The organism is Terrimonas rubra (assembly GCF_042686025.1).
Taxonomy (GTDB): domain Bacteria; phylum Bacteroidota; class Bacteroidia; order Chitinophagales; family Chitinophagaceae; genus Terrimonas; species Terrimonas rubra.
Map to the genome: position 1 here is coordinate 1,572,355 of NZ_JBHUOZ010000001.1, position 16,709 is coordinate 1,589,063.

General features: G+C 41.2%; 13 protein-coding genes. 1 reads left to right on the forward strand and 12 read right to left on the reverse strand.

Annotated elements, in window-relative coordinates; genetic code table 11:
- Nucleotide 1: 1 nt before the first annotated feature.
- The 7 genes from ACFS6H_RS06710 to ACFS6H_RS06740 form a co-directional block, all read right to left on the reverse strand.
- A complete protein-coding gene (locus ACFS6H_RS06710; RefSeq protein ID WP_386096523.1) occupies nucleotides 2-1,603 on the reverse strand; it encodes a WG repeat-containing protein in 1,602 nt (533 codons plus the stop codon).
- 97 nt (nucleotides 1,604-1,700) lie between these two features.
- Nucleotides 1,701-2,312, reverse strand: a complete 612-nt coding sequence (locus ACFS6H_RS06715; protein WP_386096525.1) for a LutC/YkgG family protein — start codon at nucleotides 2,310-2,312, stop codon at nucleotides 1,701-1,703.
- Nucleotides 2,312-3,694: a lactate utilization protein B gene (locus tag ACFS6H_RS06720; RefSeq protein WP_386096527.1), complete on the reverse strand. Its 1,383-nt coding sequence runs from the start codon at nucleotides 3,692-3,694 to the stop codon at nucleotides 2,312-2,314. The genes ACFS6H_RS06715 and ACFS6H_RS06720 overlap by 1 nt, the downstream gene beginning before the upstream one ends.
- A gap of 137 nt (nucleotides 3,695-3,831) precedes the next feature.
- Complete coding sequence (locus ACFS6H_RS06725; RefSeq protein ID WP_386096529.1) at nucleotides 3,832-4,569, reverse strand: (Fe-S)-binding protein; 738 nt, start codon at nucleotides 4,567-4,569, stop codon at nucleotides 3,832-3,834.
- Between the two features lie 280 nt (nucleotides 4,570-4,849).
- On the reverse strand, nucleotides 4,850-5,353 hold the full coding sequence (locus tag ACFS6H_RS06730; protein WP_386096531.1) for an RNA polymerase sigma factor: 504 nt from the start codon (nucleotides 5,351-5,353) through the stop codon (nucleotides 4,850-4,852).
- A gap of 105 nt (nucleotides 5,354-5,458) precedes the next feature.
- The gene (locus tag ACFS6H_RS06735) at nucleotides 5,459-6,199 is read right to left on the reverse strand and encodes a tyrosine-protein phosphatase (protein WP_386096533.1); all 741 of its coding nucleotides are present in this window, start codon (nucleotides 6,197-6,199) and stop codon (nucleotides 5,459-5,461) included.
- Nucleotides 6,200-6,303: 104 nt separating this feature from the next.
- Nucleotides 6,304-7,512, reverse strand: coding sequence for a glycosyltransferase (locus ACFS6H_RS06740; RefSeq protein ID WP_386096535.1), 1,209 nt, complete (start codon nucleotides 7,510-7,512; stop codon nucleotides 6,304-6,306).
- A 62-nt stretch (nucleotides 7,513-7,574) separates the two neighbouring features.
- Here ACFS6H_RS06740 and ACFS6H_RS06745 point away from each other — a divergent pair, with 62 nt between their 5' ends.
- Nucleotides 7,575-8,930: a hypothetical protein gene (locus tag ACFS6H_RS06745; RefSeq protein ID WP_386096537.1), complete on the forward strand. Its 1,356-nt coding sequence runs from the start codon at nucleotides 7,575-7,577 to the stop codon at nucleotides 8,928-8,930.
- 153 nt (nucleotides 8,931-9,083) lie between these two features.
- Here the strand turns inward: ACFS6H_RS06745 and ACFS6H_RS06750 are convergent, their stop codons facing one another.
- The 5 genes from ACFS6H_RS06750 to asnB form a co-directional block, all read right to left on the reverse strand.
- The gene (locus tag ACFS6H_RS06750) at nucleotides 9,084-9,992 is read right to left on the reverse strand and encodes an SDR family oxidoreductase (RefSeq protein WP_386096539.1); all 909 of its coding nucleotides are present in this window, start codon (nucleotides 9,990-9,992) and stop codon (nucleotides 9,084-9,086) included.
- Nucleotides 9,993-10,002: 10 nt separating this feature from the next.
- A complete protein-coding gene (locus ACFS6H_RS06755) occupies nucleotides 10,003-10,896 on the reverse strand; it encodes a glycosyltransferase (RefSeq protein WP_386096541.1) in 894 nt (297 codons plus the stop codon).
- A 269-nt stretch (nucleotides 10,897-11,165) separates the two neighbouring features.
- On the reverse strand, nucleotides 11,166-12,395 hold the full coding sequence (locus tag ACFS6H_RS06760; protein WP_386096543.1) for a glycosyltransferase: 1,230 nt from the start codon (nucleotides 12,393-12,395) through the stop codon (nucleotides 11,166-11,168).
- A gap of 50 nt (nucleotides 12,396-12,445) precedes the next feature.
- Nucleotides 12,446-14,797, reverse strand: a complete 2,352-nt coding sequence (locus ACFS6H_RS06765; RefSeq protein ID WP_386096545.1) for a DUF4838 domain-containing protein — start codon at nucleotides 14,795-14,797, stop codon at nucleotides 12,446-12,448.
- Between the two features lie 2 nt (nucleotides 14,798-14,799).
- Nucleotides 14,800-16,704, reverse strand: coding sequence for an asparagine synthase (glutamine-hydrolyzing) (gene asnB, locus ACFS6H_RS06770; RefSeq protein ID WP_386096547.1), 1,905 nt, complete (start codon nucleotides 16,702-16,704; stop codon nucleotides 14,800-14,802).
- Nucleotides 16,705-16,709: the final 5 nt, after the last annotated feature.

Genomic DNA, 16,709 nt, shown 5'->3' on the forward strand with positions numbered 1-16,709 from the left:
TTTATTTGCGTTCAAAGCTGTGGATATCGGTAATGGTAAAACCCTTGTCCCAAAAACCTTTAACGTTTCGGGTAGGCAGGGTTTCCGATACAATTACTTCCTGGTCGCTGTATTTATAACCTTTGGTATATTTTGTATAAATCACGTGGTATGTTCCATCGTGTTTTACGATCTGCGAAGGAAAATAATCCTTCTTGGCCCAGGCCTTTAATTCGTCCTCTTTCAGGTGCGAATAACTTTCGTATTTCTGGTCTACATAATAGGAGGCATCGCTTACGGTAAATACATATTCAAGGTCCTTAGGATTGAGGGCAATAGCGTCTACATATCGTCCCTTTTTCCATTCTTCTTCAATAGTAGTAATAGGAAAGGATATATAGTTACCAAAATACAGCCCGCCGGAACTTTTTTTACGGAACAGGTGCTGGTTGGTATTGGTATAGGTTCCTTCACTGGCTATCATTAACCATTTGTTGTTAATATAACTCAGGTAGGTGATCCTGTATTTGGGGTGCGTGGCTTTATCACCGTTCCACATTTTACTCAATTCTGTATTCAGCTCATCAAAGGTTTCGCGGGTGGCCCATCTTTGTCCCTTGTACGTGGTGTTTTTGCTCATTACCAGGAAAAAGTTATTATCAAAGCCGTATCGCAGAGAGGTAATATAAAAGCCTTCGTCCCATTTCTTTTTAATATCATCGGAAGGAAAACTTTTATTGCTGCTCCAGAACTGGGTACTGTTGTAGCTGCCTTTATGATAGAGGAATAACCAGTTTCCGGGCCCCAGTTTTTCATTATTCTTATTGATAAAAATGTAATCATCACTGTCCAGGTAATAACCATCCCGTATGGCCACTTTGGCCTCGCCGCCTTTGAACCGCTCGGCACTATAATACATCATAGGTATTACTACCTTATTATCGGCATCAACATAACCCCACTTACCGTTTTTCTTTACGGGGAATAATCCTTCGGAGAAAATACTGGCCTGGTCATATTCAAACGGGATCACCGTTTTACCTTTTGCAATATTGATAAAGCCCCATTTTCCGTCTTTTTTGGCATGTATAATATTGTCTTCCAGTGCAAAAAAATAACCCATGTCATCATATATCGGTGTAACAACAACTTTCCCATTGTCTTTCACTACGCCGTATTTTTTGTTCTCAACGATCCGTCCGTAGCCATCTTCATTCAGGTAAAAACTTTCATCGTATTTAAAGGGAACCACGGTATTACCGTATTTATCTACAATGCCCCATTTCCCGTTTTTTTTGGCGCAGGCATATTTGCTGTCAAAATCTTTGGCATCGTCCAGTTTAAAGTCGATCACTTTTTTGCCGGATGTATTGATATACCCCCAGGTTTTACCATTCTCGCTTACGGCTGCAAGGCCATTACTAAAATCATTTGCCTGGGTATACTTTACTTCAATCACTTCCCTTTTGGACAGGTTGATATAACCGTATTTACCGTCGAGTTTTACCCGTGCCAGTCCTTCTGAATAATCTTCTACCTGGTCGTAGGGGTTGTCGCTGCTGCGCTGGGCATAAGATCCGGTAAATAATAATAAGATGCTGATTAAGAGGGTGGCCTGTTTCATTCGTTTTGATTTGGTACTTGTACAAACGAACAAAAGTATAACAGGCTATTGGTACAGCCAATACTCAAAAAGGGTGATACGGTCTTTCTTTGGTTGCTTATACCTGGCCGGTATTGGCTACAATATAAATGGTTAAACCGAGGGGGCCGTGTGCGCCGATCACCAGGGATTGCTCAATATCTGCCGTTTTAGAAGGACCGGCTATAAAAGCGCCATAACCATCCTCGGCTACGGGTAATATGCTATAGGCTTCATGCATATTATGCACTACCTGTTTTTCGTATACTACCAATACCAGTTGTTTACAAATAAATGGCAGGGCGCGGTTCACCATGTTTTTTTCGCTTACCCAGATGGCCGCATTTTCAGCTACTGCCAGGCTGCCGGTGATATAGGCTGTATCCACCGTTTCTAACCGGGCCGCTGGTGTATCTATATCAACCGTATTATCAACAGGGCCTATAGCCGCAATCGTGTTAACAACACGCTGTCCATCCTGTAACTGTTGTTGCCATGTTTTTTGTATGGTTGTGAGATCGGGTACATGATGAACTACAGCACCGATAGAGCCGGCAACAGTGCTAAACTGTTCTATGGCATTAGCATATTGAATGGCCGTGCTGTTATGCAGCTGCATTACCGGCGGGGCGGGTGTCGCTTCCGGTTTATTGGCTTTCACTGCTGCTAATATGGATGCTCTGCTGCTCATTACTTTTTATTTTTGAGGTACCATTCCCTGAAGCTTTGTTTGGGCGCTTCCGGCATTTCTCTCTGTTTGTACCAGGGATTCATTTTTTTACTTTTCGCCAGGCCGGGAAATAATCTTAATACCATCCGGGCTATTTTGCCGGAGAAACGGTATAAGCCTGGTTTACCCAACACAAAGGCCATCCCTTTCATGCCTACTTTTTTGCCTGTTGCTACATAACCTTCGGCGCTTAATTTTTGCCGCCATTTCCATAGCTGGTTATGTATATCAATTTTTACGGGGCATACATTACTGCAGGATCCGCAAAGGGTAGAGGCAAAGGGGAGATCCGCATTGGCCTCCATATCCATATTTGGATTAAGGATAGAGCCGATGGGGCCGGCTACCGCTGTATGATAACTATGTCCGCCGCTACGGCGATATACGGGGCAGGTATTAAAGCAGGCGGCACAGCGGATACATTTTAAGGAATTACGGAAATCTTCACGACCCAATTGCCGGCTACGTCCGTTATCCACGATCACAATATGCATTTGCTGGTTGGGACGTGGCTTGTAATAATGGGTTGAATAAGTGGTAACGGGTTGACCGGTGGCACTGCGTGCCAGCAGTCTCAGAAAAACAGAAAGGTCATTACTGGTGGGGATCAGTTTTTCAATACCCATACAGGCAATATGTATTTTATTGGCATGCGCGCCCATATCCGCATTTCCTTCGTTGGTACATACCACAAAACCACCGGTTTCGGCCACGGCGAAGTTTACGCCTGTGATGGCCATATCAGCCGTTAAAAAATCATTGCGTAATGATTTACGGGCAGCATGGGTCAGGTACTGCGGATCGTAGTTACCCTGTTCGGTACCCAGGTGTTCATGAAAGGTATCGCTTACATCCTGTTTCTTTAAATGTATAGCGGGTAATACAATATGGCTGGGTGGCTCGTTGCGTAATTGTACAATACGTTCACCCAGGTCGGTATCAATCACCGATATGCCATGCTGCATCAGGTAGGGGTTCAGGTGGCATTCTTCGGTGAGCATACTTTTGCTCTTTACAATTTTCTTTACCGCGTTCTCCTGCGCAATCTTTAAAATAATCTGGTTATGCTCTTCAGCATCGGCTGCCCAGTGTACCTGTACACCATTAGCCAGGGCATTCTCTTCAAAGGCAATAAGGTACTCATCCAATTTGGATAAGGTATGCATTTTTATTTGCGAAGCCCATTCCCTCAGATGCTCCCATTCAGGCAGGGTATGTGCCATGCGATCTCTTTTCTGGCGTACAAACCACAGGGTGGCATCGTGCCAGTCGGTACGGGCTTCATTGGCTATAAACTTTTCTGAAGCCTGCGCATGTGTTAATGTATTTCCTGTCTGCCCCATGGCCTAAAGAATTTTGTTTTTTGTTTTCCTGCTCAGTTTTTCCTCCACCTTAATAGTGCGGAGGCAATAAAATCAGTCTGCTACACTACAGTTTTTGAAGAGCTCGGGTATCGGCTCTTCATTTTCAAATTATCAAATTACACTTCACTGTTCAGTATTTCTGCCAGGTGTATTGTTTTTACTTTGCTGCCCTGCCTTTTTAAAATCCCTTCCAGGTGCATCAGGCAGCTCACATCACCGCCGGTAATATATTCCACATCATTCTGTGCATGATCCGTTACACGGTCCTTGCCCATTTTTACGCTTACCGCTTCTTCAAATACACAGAAAGTGCCACCAAAGCCACAGCATTCATCGGGTCGGGTAGGAGGTAATAGTTCCAGGCCTTTCACCTGTTTTAATAACTGTTCCGGTTTGGAAAAGCTGGGTGCTACGAGCTCGGTCATGGAGGATAGATGTAAACCTCTTTGGCCGTGACAGCTGGTATGAAAACCTACTTTATGCGGAAAGCTGGCCCTGATGTTTTCAACCTTTAATACATCTACCAAAAACTCCGACAACTCATATACGTTATTCCTTATTTTTTCCGCTGCAACTTTGCGCTTGTCATCATGCAAATGTTCCTTTACGTGTAACACACAGCTTCCGGAAGGAGACACAATATAATCGGCATCCGCAAAATTGCTGACAAAATTCTGGTCACATTTACCGCTGAGGCTGGCAAAACCGCTGTTGGCCATTGGCTGGCCGCAACAGGTCTGGTTTAACGGGAAGCTGACATTCACTCCCAGTTTTTCCAAAAGCTGTAATGTGGCAATACCCACCTGTGGATAAAACTGGTCAATATAACAGGGAATAAATAATGCTACGTTCATGATGATGATACTGGTACCCGGGGTACATAAATAAAATGGAAATATACTATAATCTCATGGGTTAAGTATCATGGGCTTTGCTGTGGTGGGATGGATTATTCCGGGATGGGATGGAGCAAATTAGGGAATTTGGTAATTTGAAAATTGGGTAATGTGTACCGGAAGAGTAATTCCGGCCGCCATAATCAAATACCTGTAAAGTAGGGAAAGCAATAGGTAGGGGTATAAAAAAGAGATATGAAAAATCTTTCATATCTCTTATCCTTAGTCGAACGTTTCTTTAAGCGAAACGGTGCAACTGCTCTTTTAATAATTTACGGGCAAAGTGGATACGGCTTTTAATAGTACCCAGCGGTTCGTGCAGGTATTCGGCTATTTCCTGGTATTTGTAACCCTCAAAGTATAACATAAAGGGTGTTTTAAAAATTTCAGGGAGCTCGTTGATAGCCTGTTTAATTTCTTTTTCACGTATACTGCTTTCGGCGCCATTGGCAACAGATACCTGTTTCATATTGATCAGGTAATCTTCGGCCGTGTTGTCGAAAATAGTCTTGCGTTTGGCTTTACGCCTGTAATCGTTAATAAAAATATTACGCATGATGGTAAATAACCATGCTTTAATATTGGTACCCGAATTGTATTTTTCATGATTGGCTAATGCCTTATATAATGTTTCCTGGTATAAATCGTTTGCAGTTTCTGTGTCTTTGGTCAGATTAACAGCAAAAGGTTTTAAGAAATCCGCATTATCAACCAACATCTCGTTAAACTTCTTATCTGCCATATATCGTCAATTTAGTTGACCAAATTTACAACTTTTTATATTACCGGCAAGGAAAGGTTGAGTATTTTGTAAGGTTTAACGTCCTGTTCACATTGCCCAAGTCATTTATAATGACTGGTTTAGTAACTGGTTGGTACTGAGTATTTTGTTTATGGGTTCAGCTAATGCGGGGTTATGCAGGGCATCTAAATGGCGCAAATGGTGCAGATCAGTACCCAAAAGGTTGTAAAAATTGTTTTTAAGCAGGTATTGGGCCAGTTCGGTTACCACTTTCCCATAGCCCCCGGTAAGTGAAAGAATATTCAGCTGGAAATAACAGCCGGTATCTTTTAGTTCGTGGTAAAAGTTTTTATTTTGAATAAGGTAGGTATAACGTTCCGGATGGGCAATAACAGGTTGATAACCTTGCATTTGCATCTCAAAAAGGATATCTTTTATATTCATCGGCGGCTGGGCCATAGAAAACTCCGTCAGTACCAGGTTCTCGCTTAAGGTCAGGAGCGGCTCCTTTTTTTGCAGTAACTCTTCCACATGTTCATCTAAAAAATACTCTGCTGCGGCGTGTATGGTAACGGGGATATTGTGTTGTTCCAGCGCCTGCCTTACCAGGGCCAGCCTGTCATTAATGATGGCTGGCGTATTATGATACATGCCAGCCATGATATGAGGGGTGGTAATAAATTTTTTATAGCCCAGGGCGTGTAAACCTTTTATGAGTTCCAGGCTGTTTTCAATATCGGTGGCCCCGTCATCAATACCCGGTAACAGGTGTGAATGCATGTCGGTACCCAACTGGGAAAAATCGAAAGGAGTTGCAGGCTTTTTTTTACCAAATAAGTTGAACATGTTGATGGATTGCCAGAGCGTTTAAGCTGTTGTTATTGCAATAACAATTATAACAAATTTACAATATTGTAACGGGTTGAACGGGATTGCGGATGAAGAAATTGTTACCGGCCGTGAATTCTTTTTTTACGGAGCAAGGCCTGGTATAAATGGTCCATATCATTTGCCAGGCGCTGGGCGCTGAATTTTTTCATTACCCAGTCGCTGCCTTTACGACCCAGGTTATATCTCAGGTCGTCATTGTTTACTAATTGTAACAGGTTATCCGAAAACAGCTGTTGGTCATGGATACCGGATAGGAGGGCCGTTTCATTTTCTATCACAATATCCTGGATGCCACCCACCCGGGTGGAAACAATGGGCTTGTTGGAGGCTTGTGCTTCAATCAGGCTCACCGGAGTTCCTTCGTTCAGGGAGGTAAGGGTAACAATATCCAGTCCGGCATTGATCACATCAATATCACCTCTCCAGGAGGTAAAAACCAGTGGTTTGGTCACATCAAAGCTATCGCCGGCAGCGGTATAGGGTATATTGAGCGCGGTGGCCCAGGCTTCCAGTTGCTGGCGGGTTTCACCATCTCCGACTATAAAGGCCCGGACTTTTTTACTGGTATTTTGTAAAACATGACTTAAGCCTTTCAGGAATACCTCATGGTTCTTTACCGGCACCAGTCTGCCGGTAATACCAATGGCAATTTCATCGTCCGCTACCTGGAATTCGCTCCTGAAGCGGTGTCTTTTTTCGTCCTGGTCCAGGGTAAAACGGTCCAGCTCAAAGCCCAGTGGGATGATCCTGAATTTTTTTTCCCTGGCGATCTTAAAATCCAGGGCCAGTTCTTTTTTCTGTTGTTCACTGATGGCCACTATGGCATTGGCCTTGGTGGCCAGGTATCTTTCTGTATTAATAATTAACCTTGTCTTGGTTTTACTGAAATAGGAGTGAAATACATGTCCGTGAAACGTGTGTACAATAACTGGCACTTTACAGCTGGCGGCTGCCAGCCGGCCTATCAGTCCGGGTTTTGCCGCGTGGGTGTGTACAATATCGGGTTTAAATTCCTTGATCAGCTTTTTTATACGGTTATAGGCGGCAACATCATTTTTGGCTGATACGGAGCGTCCCATTTCTGAAACCAGTACCGGTTCAATATTCATAGCATGGGCCAGGGAAGAGGCGTCTTTTTCATGGTCTTCCTTTTCTCCGGCCACGAGCATGGTTTCATACCCGGGTGCCAGATACTTGGTCAGGTTAAGCACGTTAAGCGTCGGGCCTCCGATTACAATGCGGTTATGTATACGTAAAATACGGGGCATGTTATTTTATAGATTACTTATTACTCAAATGTTCCTAATATTGCCAAAATAATAAGGCCTTAGTGACGGAATACATTACTTTATTAGATTATGCAATTTTACCATTTGTACTGGCAATTGTCTATGGAATTGCCTACAAATATCGGAATAAGCATTATCCCGTAAACCATCCCTGGCGTAAATATTTTATACCGGGTTTAACGGTGAAGATTTTTGGTGCCTTATTTATTTCCATGGTGTATGTGTATTATTATGGGGGAGGGGATACGACAGAATATTATTTACAGTCAAAAATTATTAATTCAGCTTTTGATGAATCATTTGTCAAATGGATGAAGCTGGTTTTCAGAATCCCGGATGCATTAGATCCCGAATACTATGCTTATACTTCCAGGCTGGTATGGTATGGTGATCCGGGAAGTTATGCAGTTTGTTCAGTAACGGCATTTTTCAGCCTTTTTTTATTGGGTACTTACCTGCCGGCCGCAGTTCTGTTTGCAGCTATATCCTTCACGGGCGTATGGGCTTTGTTCAGAACCTTTGCAACGCTGTATAAACATTTAACTGGTCAGATAGCTATTGCCACTTTATTTATACCCTCTACTTTTATCTGGGGGTCCGGTGTTTTTAAAGATACGATCTGTTTATTTGCCTTAGGCTGGCTTACATATAGTGTATTCCGGATCTTAGTTAAATACGACTTCAGGTTATCGAACCTGTTATTAGGAGGGGTAAGTATCTTATTGGTGGCCACCATTAAGATTTATATTTTATTGGCATTTTTACCGGCGGTATTGTTGTGGATATTATTTATATATACCAGTAAAATAAATAATAGAGGAAGTCGCTTTTTTTTACGGTTAACCAGTGTTGTTTTAATGGCAGGAGGGGCAATGCTGATTATGCAGTCTTTAGGCGAGGAGGCCTTAGGTAAATACTCACTGGATAATCTGGAGGCTACGGCGGCTACAACCCGTGATTGGATATTATACTCGTCGGGTGATGAGGGTTCAGGTTATTCGCTGGGAGAGTTTGATAATTCGTTTACTGGGATGCTGACAAAGTTCCCTTTGGCTGTTAATGTTACTTTATTCAGGCCGTATCTATGGGAGTCGGGGAAAGTTATTGTTCTTCTTTCGGCCCTGGAGGCGTTTTTGTTTTTGCTTCTTACTTTAAAAGTATTGTTCGCGGTAGGATTGGCTAAAGTGTACAGGATCACAGTAACAGATCCAACTATCCAGTTTTGTATCATTTTTGCCCTGATATTTGCTTTTGCGGTTGGGGTTACATCCTATAATTTCGGTGCATTATCGAGGTATAAAATCCCATGCCTGCCATTTTACCTGTTATTCCTTATGCTTACTTACTACAAGGGAGTACCCAGAGGTAAAAGGTTAATGCCTAAACTGGGTTTGTAATTTACCCGGTGAACCATTTCCTGTTATATTCAGCGCAATAGAATACTATAAACTTAGCGGAGCAGCATAAGTACGAGCATAGCTATACTATCCTGCGTAATGATTTTATTATAAAAAAAGAGCCTTCATAAAGAAGGCTCCTGTGCGTTTAATCTAATCTAAATAACCAGTATAATAATTTTCGAGGTATTCTTTCAGGCAGACCTTCCAGTCTCGCATGATGTTAACCCCTCTTAAGTCAAGTTTTTTATCCAATAGTCTTTCAGAAGGTGGCCTAGCTGCAAAATAAGTGTCTTTAAAGTAATCGGAATTTACCGCGGTAACTTTTATTTCACTATCAAGGTTCAGCATCTTAACCAGTTCCTGTGCTACTTCAAACCTGCCGGTAATACCCCCGCATACCATATTATATAAACCCCAGTATTCTTTTTGGATCAATAGTTTCACATTATTGGCAAAGTCATGCGTATAGGTAGGTGTGCCTAATTTGTCATCCACAACAAACAATTCTTTCTGGCCGTTTTTGATTTGTGCCATAAGTTTTTGGATAAACTTTTTGTCTTTTTTAGGACCAGCTCCCATCATCCATCCGGCACGGCAAACCAGGTATCGCTTACAATTTTCCTTTACAAACAACTCGCCTGCATATTTGCTGCGTGCATAATGTCCCAGCGGATTAGGTAAATCCCAGTCATCATAAACATCCTTGCCCCCGTCAAATATACCAGCCGTGCATATATACAATAAGGGAATATCCAGCTCGTTGGCAATGTACACTGCGTTTTCAACAGCAATGGTATTGGTTCTGTAAGTTTCGTCTACATTTTGTTCGCAATACTCAAGGCTTGTAAAAGCACCTATATGAAAAAGGTAATCGGGTTTGAAATCCAATACATCTTTTTTGTAAGTCTCATAATCCCTGAAATCGAGGTATGAAAGCCAACTTTCGTTTACATCAATATCTGTGCATTTAATATCATATTCATCCTTGAATTTCATATAAAATGCTTCGCCTAACATGCCTCCTACACCGGCCATGTAGATTCTCTTTTTTGTACTCATATTTGTTGAATTAACTGGTAATTGTTTTAAATGCGTTTAAATATTTGGGTAAGTTTGCTTCAGTTGAATATTGTTCTACCACACGTTTGCGTCCCATTTCTCCCATTTTCTTTCTTAACTCAAAATCGTCTATCAGTTGTTTTAATTTTTCAACCCATTCGTCTTGTTCCAGAGCCATAAATCCTTGTACTCCGTCCTCCATGATCCTGTAATTAGTTCCATATGCCGTTGCCACAAACGGAATGCCTATCGCCATGTAGGTAAGTGCTTTTAAACTACTTTTTCCCAGGCTCCATTCATTAGCGGGTATAGGATATAAACCAATATCAAAAGTATGTAAATCCATGACTTCTGTATTTGCGTTCCAGTCAATATATTCTGTAGGAACGCCCTCCATTTGATAGTATTTATTGGCAATAACTTTTAACGTGAAGGAACGTTCCTGCGCCAGTTTAGATAATGCCGGTTGAATAAGATCCAGGAAAGGAAGGGTGCTATGTGTACCTGTCCAGCCTATAACTAAGGGTTTACCGGAAGCTTCTTTATTAACAGGAACAAATCTCCGGGTGTCAAAAGTAGAGGAGATGTCTACCACATTTTTATGCTTATTAAGGCTGAGGGCAATTTCTTCAAGTTTGGGTGTACATACGATTACATAGGTTGCATTTTTCATTAAAACGACCGGCTTTTTGGTGCCTTTTAGTTTTTGAATAAAACTTTGTTTCCCATGACCTGAACCTGTTTTAAATAACATATCATCTATATCATATATTATTTTCTTTCTAAAAACACAAAAGAGTCTTTCAAACAGGGGCGGACCAAGTGGGGTAATCCATAAGTTCACAAAAATAATATCGTAAAACGGGGCCCGCATCAAATCAAAGGTCCTGCGTAAATAGCCCATAACAACCCAGAAAATTTTTTCTAAGGTATGGCCGGGTTTATAAATAATTTTCCAGAACCTGCTGGATTGAAAGTTAGAGATGGTAAACTGGTACCCCGATTTTTCCAGGTCCGGTATATATTGTTCATATTTTAATCTTTGCGTAGCAGCAGTTCCGCGAGGACTGGGGCAGAGAACTAAAACCTTTTTTTTCCGATTGTGCATTTTTATGATCTAAATCTGTTTGCAGTATTGCTAATGATCAAACTTTTTTATTGAAAGGAAGCCTTTTATAAAAGTCCTTTATAAATAGCTGCATATTGTTCCACGCCTTTGGCGAGTGAAAAGTAGCTCAATGCTCCGGCACGTATATGTTCTGGATCGAAAGAATGATGGTCTTTCATCTTGTCAATCCCTTTATTGTATTCAGAATTGGTAAAATGATCAATTGCATAGCCCGAAGCGTACTCTTCAACAATTAAATCAGTGTCTCCCATATTGCTGTTACAGATAATAGGTTTACCCATTGACATGATCTCGCCCTGTTTCGTTGGGGAGGAAGCTCTTTTTGAATAAGAAGGTTTAATAAAAAATATGGAGTAGTCGCATATGGCTATATAACCCGGCATTTCATTTCGTTTGGCAGAAACGATCCGGAGATGATTATCGGGTATGCCCAATAGCCTGGAAACTTTAAATATGGATTCAGGAGGATCCGGCGTTACAAAAAGAAATATTGTATCAGCGTTGTTTTGTAACAGTTGTTGATAGTAGGCAAGCATTTCGTTTAATAAATACCAGGTACCAATAGACCCATAATAGGCAATGATGGTTTGCCCGCTTTTTATCTGCAATCTGTCTTTTAAGCTTAGGATATCGTTTTCACTGATTTTCCCGGGATTAAAATGTTCAGTGTCAACACAGCAGGGGATAACGGTCAGGGGAATTGCAGATGACTTTAATTGTGGCCAGCTAAGAATTTCTTTTTTTGCATTATGCGTTAACGAGATCGTATGATCGGCATTATTTAAAAAAGCGATCTCCTTTTTCTTAAAAAAGCGATAAACTGTTTTGTATAAAAAATTTGATTGAGGCCAAAGGCCGCCATCCACCCGTTCATCGGCCCAAAGCCCCCGCATATCAAAGATGAACCGGGTTCCATATCTTTCTTTCATCCTTAAACCAACCAGGGACGCTATATAACTTCTGCAGTGAACAATGGAAAAGTTAGTCTTTTTATGCAGCAGGGTAGTTAACCGTCTCATTTGTCGTATATCATTTATGGTTGATAAAACGGGCGGTTTTTTGGTATACATTAACGGGTGCCATTCAATATTGTTTTTTTGACAAATTGCTTCAATGATAGCTTTGTCAGTGGCATATCTTTCTTTTTTTTCAAAACTGATAAGTGTAAACTTATATCCCTGTTGGGTTAGACCGCATATATATGGTAAAACCTGCGATTGACCCAGCGGATCTGTCATGCCGTCGTATGAGAGGTATAATACCGGAACACTCATTGAATATTTGTTGTAAAAATTATTAGTATTTTTTGTTAAACGGGCTGTGGTTATTCCTGGTAGGAAAAACGTTGCAAACTGGTGATGTTAGGAATATTTTTGAAACTCCAGGTCGGGTGTCCGAAAAAGGCGGTCCATATTTTACCTCTCCATGCTGGCTGTACCTGAACTTTATAAATATCTTTTACTCCTGTAGCTACTCTCTTCAACTGCTCACCATTGGGGGCAATCAGGTAGCCCCTGCCATTTGTGCCCTCCGGCTGTGCATCAAAAAAAATAATTTCGGTTACATCAGAAGGCACATAAAAGTATTGTGCCGGGTAAGCAAAATTGTCAAAATCTTCCTGACCGGGTACTTTAAGCAAAACAATTCCCTGTGTGTTTACCTTGAGCCGGTTAAAACCATTACTTAACTGCACATAATACTTTTTATTCTTCTCAACCGTGAACGTTATTTTTTTCAGGTAATAGGTCTCGTTATTAATTATTTCAGTATGACTGTAATTTTCTTTTCCAATTTTTTCATTGCTGATAGATTGATCATCTGTAAATATTCGCAGGCTTGTTTCTCCCTGTGCACCGGCATCCAGCTGAACTTTTCCAGAGAAGGGTGCCACAAAATAAAAATTCGCTGAGATGCGGCCAAAACGCCAGGCCATATCAGGAATGGGTTCTATAAACCCGACTTTTGAAGGGTCAAACTTTTTTTCACTGATGGCAAATTTTGCCGGAACTTTTTTCAGGGTAGTGCTAAACTCTTTTTCGATCTGGCTGCTGTTAATAGCTGCGGCCCTGCCTTCTATCTTGTTCAGGTTAAACGGGGCAATGTAATTTTGGCCAACAAACGCAGCGGTCTGTACCATCATTAAATGGTGAATACTGTATAAATAGTTGAATATTTTATCCCTGCTGGCCTGTGAACCATCATGTTCGTAATAAAGTTTAATAAAAAGTGCATAAGCTTTTAACTCATTAATACGTTTCCATTCTGGTGTATTTTCGCCAGCTTTGGCAGCAGCCTCGTTTAAGTCATGAAAGGTTAATGATACTTCTCCGGCGCCTTGATAGTTTAAACTCCACCGGTCAAACATTTTTTTCATAATGTCTGAGGCTTTCCCAAAACAATCCGTTAAATATTGGCGGTACAATTTTTCAAAGTCAGCGTTACTGTTCCATTGTAGTTGTCCGGCTAACCACAAAGCATGACCCATAGGGCCGGCGGCATCTGTTGTTTCCAGGTATATACCGTCTATTTTATTTTTGTTCCAGAATTTCAGTTTGCGTGGTATATCGTAAATATTGAACTGTGGCATGCCCAGGCTCCATTGGGTGATATTCCAATAGTCATATATGCCCATATTGCCTTCTACAGAATTTGCCCATACTCTTACCATCTCATCGGGTAAGTATGCTTTTTGAAAAGCGTAGGGGATTATTACCGGGTATACATTTTTACGTAACTTAAAGGAGGGTACCAGCGCATTGGTTGCTCCGTCGCCGTAAGCATAGGCGGTAATAACTACTTTATTATTATTGGTATAATCTTTTGCCACTTCATTGGCCAGCCACCACCATTTGTCAGCGTGATTTTTAATACCTTTCATGTTTTGTGGTAAGGGGTCGTCACTGCCGCCTCTGCCATCTTCGGGATCAACACTTAACGCGATAAAGGGAGTTTTTGCCTGTTTATAAACAGTATGTACCCAGTTTTTATAGGCCTGAACGGCTGCCGGGTTTTCAATCTTTATCCGCCCGTTTTGTAATCCGTTTGTATTGGTAAACCAATTGGGGTTAGCCGTTAGCAATGCTTTATTTTGTAAGTAAAATGCATGGCCCGTATGTCCTTCTGTATTAAAATCCACATTAAACCTATTCCTTCTTTTCCAGGCCAGCCATTTGGTTTTATAATTGTTCTGAGGATCAAAAAAGGGTTTTTCGTTAAAGTCCAGGCCGCCTGTGCCAAAAAAATCCCTGTTTCTGAACGATGGTTTAATCCAGGCGCCCTGTACATTGATCGCGGGTAATTTGGCGGGTTTAATGAACCAGTTATCTCCCGGACCATACCACCTGAATCCTAACAGGTCGAGGTAGGTATAAATGGCATTTTCAAGGCTTTGTTGGGTTGTATACTGTATCACAGTACGTTTATCCTGTACCGATAGATAAAATTCCTGCCCTGTCCTGTTCTCCATTTCGGTAGAAGCAATGCTTATTTCCCCCACATCATAATTGTTTAAACAGTTTTGTAAATCAGATATGGCATCTGTTGTTGTACCGGAATAAACAATTTTTGTTTTATTGGTCAGTGTAATTTTTTTCTGGGCAGATGCGCACTGCCAGTTAAAAACTATATTGACGAATAATAATATTAAAGCTGCGAACTGCTTCAGGTATTTTAACATTTTTAATCCACCCATTTTTCATACCACATTTGGAACATTAATAAATACCATATCTGCAGGTATTTTTCAGTTCGGCCATTAAAAAAGTCCTTAACCAGTTTATTGGTTGTAGCTGTATTAAACAGGCCGTGTTTTTGTAGATTCTTTTCGCCCAGGTATGTTTCAACCAGGGGTTTTAGTTCGGCACTTAACCATTTTTGTACCGGGATGCCAAAACCCATTTTGGGACGCTCCATAATGAACTGTGGTATGTACTTATGAACAATTTGTTTGAGAATATATTTTTTGGATCCGTTATGATATTTATACGAGATAGGCAATCTGGCTGCCCATTCTATGATAGACTGATCCAGGAAGGGTTCTCTGCCTTCCAGGCTTGCACTCATCGTTGCCCGGTCCACCTTTTGTAAAATATCATCCACCATATAGGTCTTGTAGTCGATGGCCATCATGTATGATACTTCATCATAAAAAGCCTCCTTTAACTCATCACTGGTATGTGCGGTAATTAAACTTTTAGTGGGCTTATTCATGATGTTTTCAATTTCCTTATCACTGAAAACTATACTTAAATTTTTCAATAGTTCATTTGGCGACGGATCGAGTAGCAGGTTCTTTAATTTGTCATAGCGGCTATGAAAATTAGGTTTGTTTTTTAAAACAGGGATTTGTTCGGAGGATACCAGGTTCATTCCTGTGGCCATGGTTTTCCGTAAAAAAGCAGGAATTTTTCTTAATTTGTTACCATAGCGGCTAACATAGTCGTACCGGTTATAACCGGCAAAAATTTCATCTCCCGCGTCTGCCGAAAGGGCTACCGTCACTTCCCGGCGTGCAAGACGGCTTACGAGTATAGTAGGTATGGCACTGCTGTCCGCAAAGGGCTCATCATAATAGAACGGCAGCTCCGGTATAATATCCAGGGCTTCTTTGGAAGTGCAAAAATACTCAGTGTGGTCTGTTCCTAAGTGTTGTGCTATTTGCTTGGCAAAAGGGGCCTCGTTTAGTTTGTCATCGGTACTGCCAATGGTAAAAGTTTTTAACTTCTCTGTACTGTTTTTCTGCAAAAGTGCAGTGACACAGGAGCTGTCATACCCGCCACTTAAAAAAACACCTACCGGAACATCGGCTACCATCCTGTACTGGAATGCTTTTTCTAATATCTTTTCAGTTTCAGTGATCGCCTCGTTTAAACTGATATCCAGCTTGGGCTGGTTGTAATAAGTGTATACGTTCCAGTATTGTTTTAGTTCAATCTCTTTGCTCTTGAGATTAAATTTCATTAAATGCCCGGGGGGCAGCTTATGCGTGTGTTCGAAAATTGTATAAGGACCCGATACATAGCCATATTGTAAATAGGATCCAACTGCCGCCGCATTGATGTTTTTTTCAAATGCGGGATGTGCCATTAAACACTTTAGCTCTGATCCGAATAAGAAAAGATCATTGTTAAAATAATAATTAAAAGGCTTAACGCCTGCCCTGTCACGAATGCAAATGATTTGTTCTTTTGAGCTGTCATAGATAGCGATGGCAAACATACCGTGCCATTTCTGAATGCATGTTTCACCCCATTCTTTCCAGCTATGTAAAATCACTTCTGTATCGGAATGTGTAACAAACGTATGACCCAATTGAATGAGCTCCGCCCTTATTTCCTGGTAATTGTATATTTCGCCATTAAACACGATGGTAAGATCTTCATAAAACATCGGTTGGTCCGCCGCGTGGCTTAAGTCAATAATAGATAAACGACGATGCCCTAAGCCTATTGAATAGCTGCCCTTTTCAATAAAGTGTTCTGAATTGCCATCAGGACCCCGGTGGGGCATACTGGCAGTCATTGCTTTAATATTCGCTAATGTACTTTTATTTTTAAAATCGATAAGCCCTGTAATCCCACACATATTTC

Coding starts and splice junctions, on each gene's coding strand:
- ACFS6H_RS06765 (WP_386096545.1), bottom strand. CDS start 14,797: ATGTTAAAATACCTGAAGCAGTTCGCAGCTTTAATATTATTATTCGTC.
- ACFS6H_RS06760 (WP_386096543.1), bottom strand. CDS start 12,395: ATGAGTGTTCCGGTATTATACCTCTCATACGACGGCATGACAGATCCG.
- ACFS6H_RS06715 (WP_386096525.1), bottom strand. CDS start 2,312: ATGAGCAGCAGAGCATCCATATTAGCAGCAGTGAAAGCCAATAAACCG.
- ACFS6H_RS06755 (WP_386096541.1), bottom strand. CDS start 10,896: ATGGGCTATTTACGCAGGACCTTTGATTTGATGCGGGCCCCGTTTTAC.
- ACFS6H_RS06710 (WP_386096523.1), bottom strand. CDS start 1,603: ATGAAACAGGCCACCCTCTTAATCAGCATCTTATTATTATTTACCGGA.
- ACFS6H_RS06720 (WP_386096527.1), bottom strand. CDS start 3,694: ATGGGGCAGACAGGAAATACATTAACACATGCGCAGGCTTCAGAAAAG.
- ACFS6H_RS06725 (WP_386096529.1), bottom strand. CDS start 4,569: ATGAACGTAGCATTATTTATTCCCTGTTATATTGACCAGTTTTATCCA.
- ACFS6H_RS06735 (WP_386096533.1), bottom strand. CDS start 6,199: ATGTTCAACTTATTTGGTAAAAAAAAGCCTGCAACTCCTTTCGATTTT.
- ACFS6H_RS06750 (WP_386096539.1), bottom strand. CDS start 9,992: ATGAGTACAAAAAAGAGAATCTACATGGCCGGTGTAGGAGGCATGTTA.
- ACFS6H_RS06730 (WP_386096531.1), bottom strand. CDS start 5,353: ATGGCAGATAAGAAGTTTAACGAGATGTTGGTTGATAATGCGGATTTC.
- asnB (WP_386096547.1), bottom strand. CDS start 16,704: ATGTGTGGGATTACAGGGCTTATCGATTTTAAAAATAAAAGTACATTA.
- ACFS6H_RS06740 (WP_386096535.1), bottom strand. CDS start 7,512: ATGCCCCGTATTTTACGTATACATAACCGCATTGTAATCGGAGGCCCG.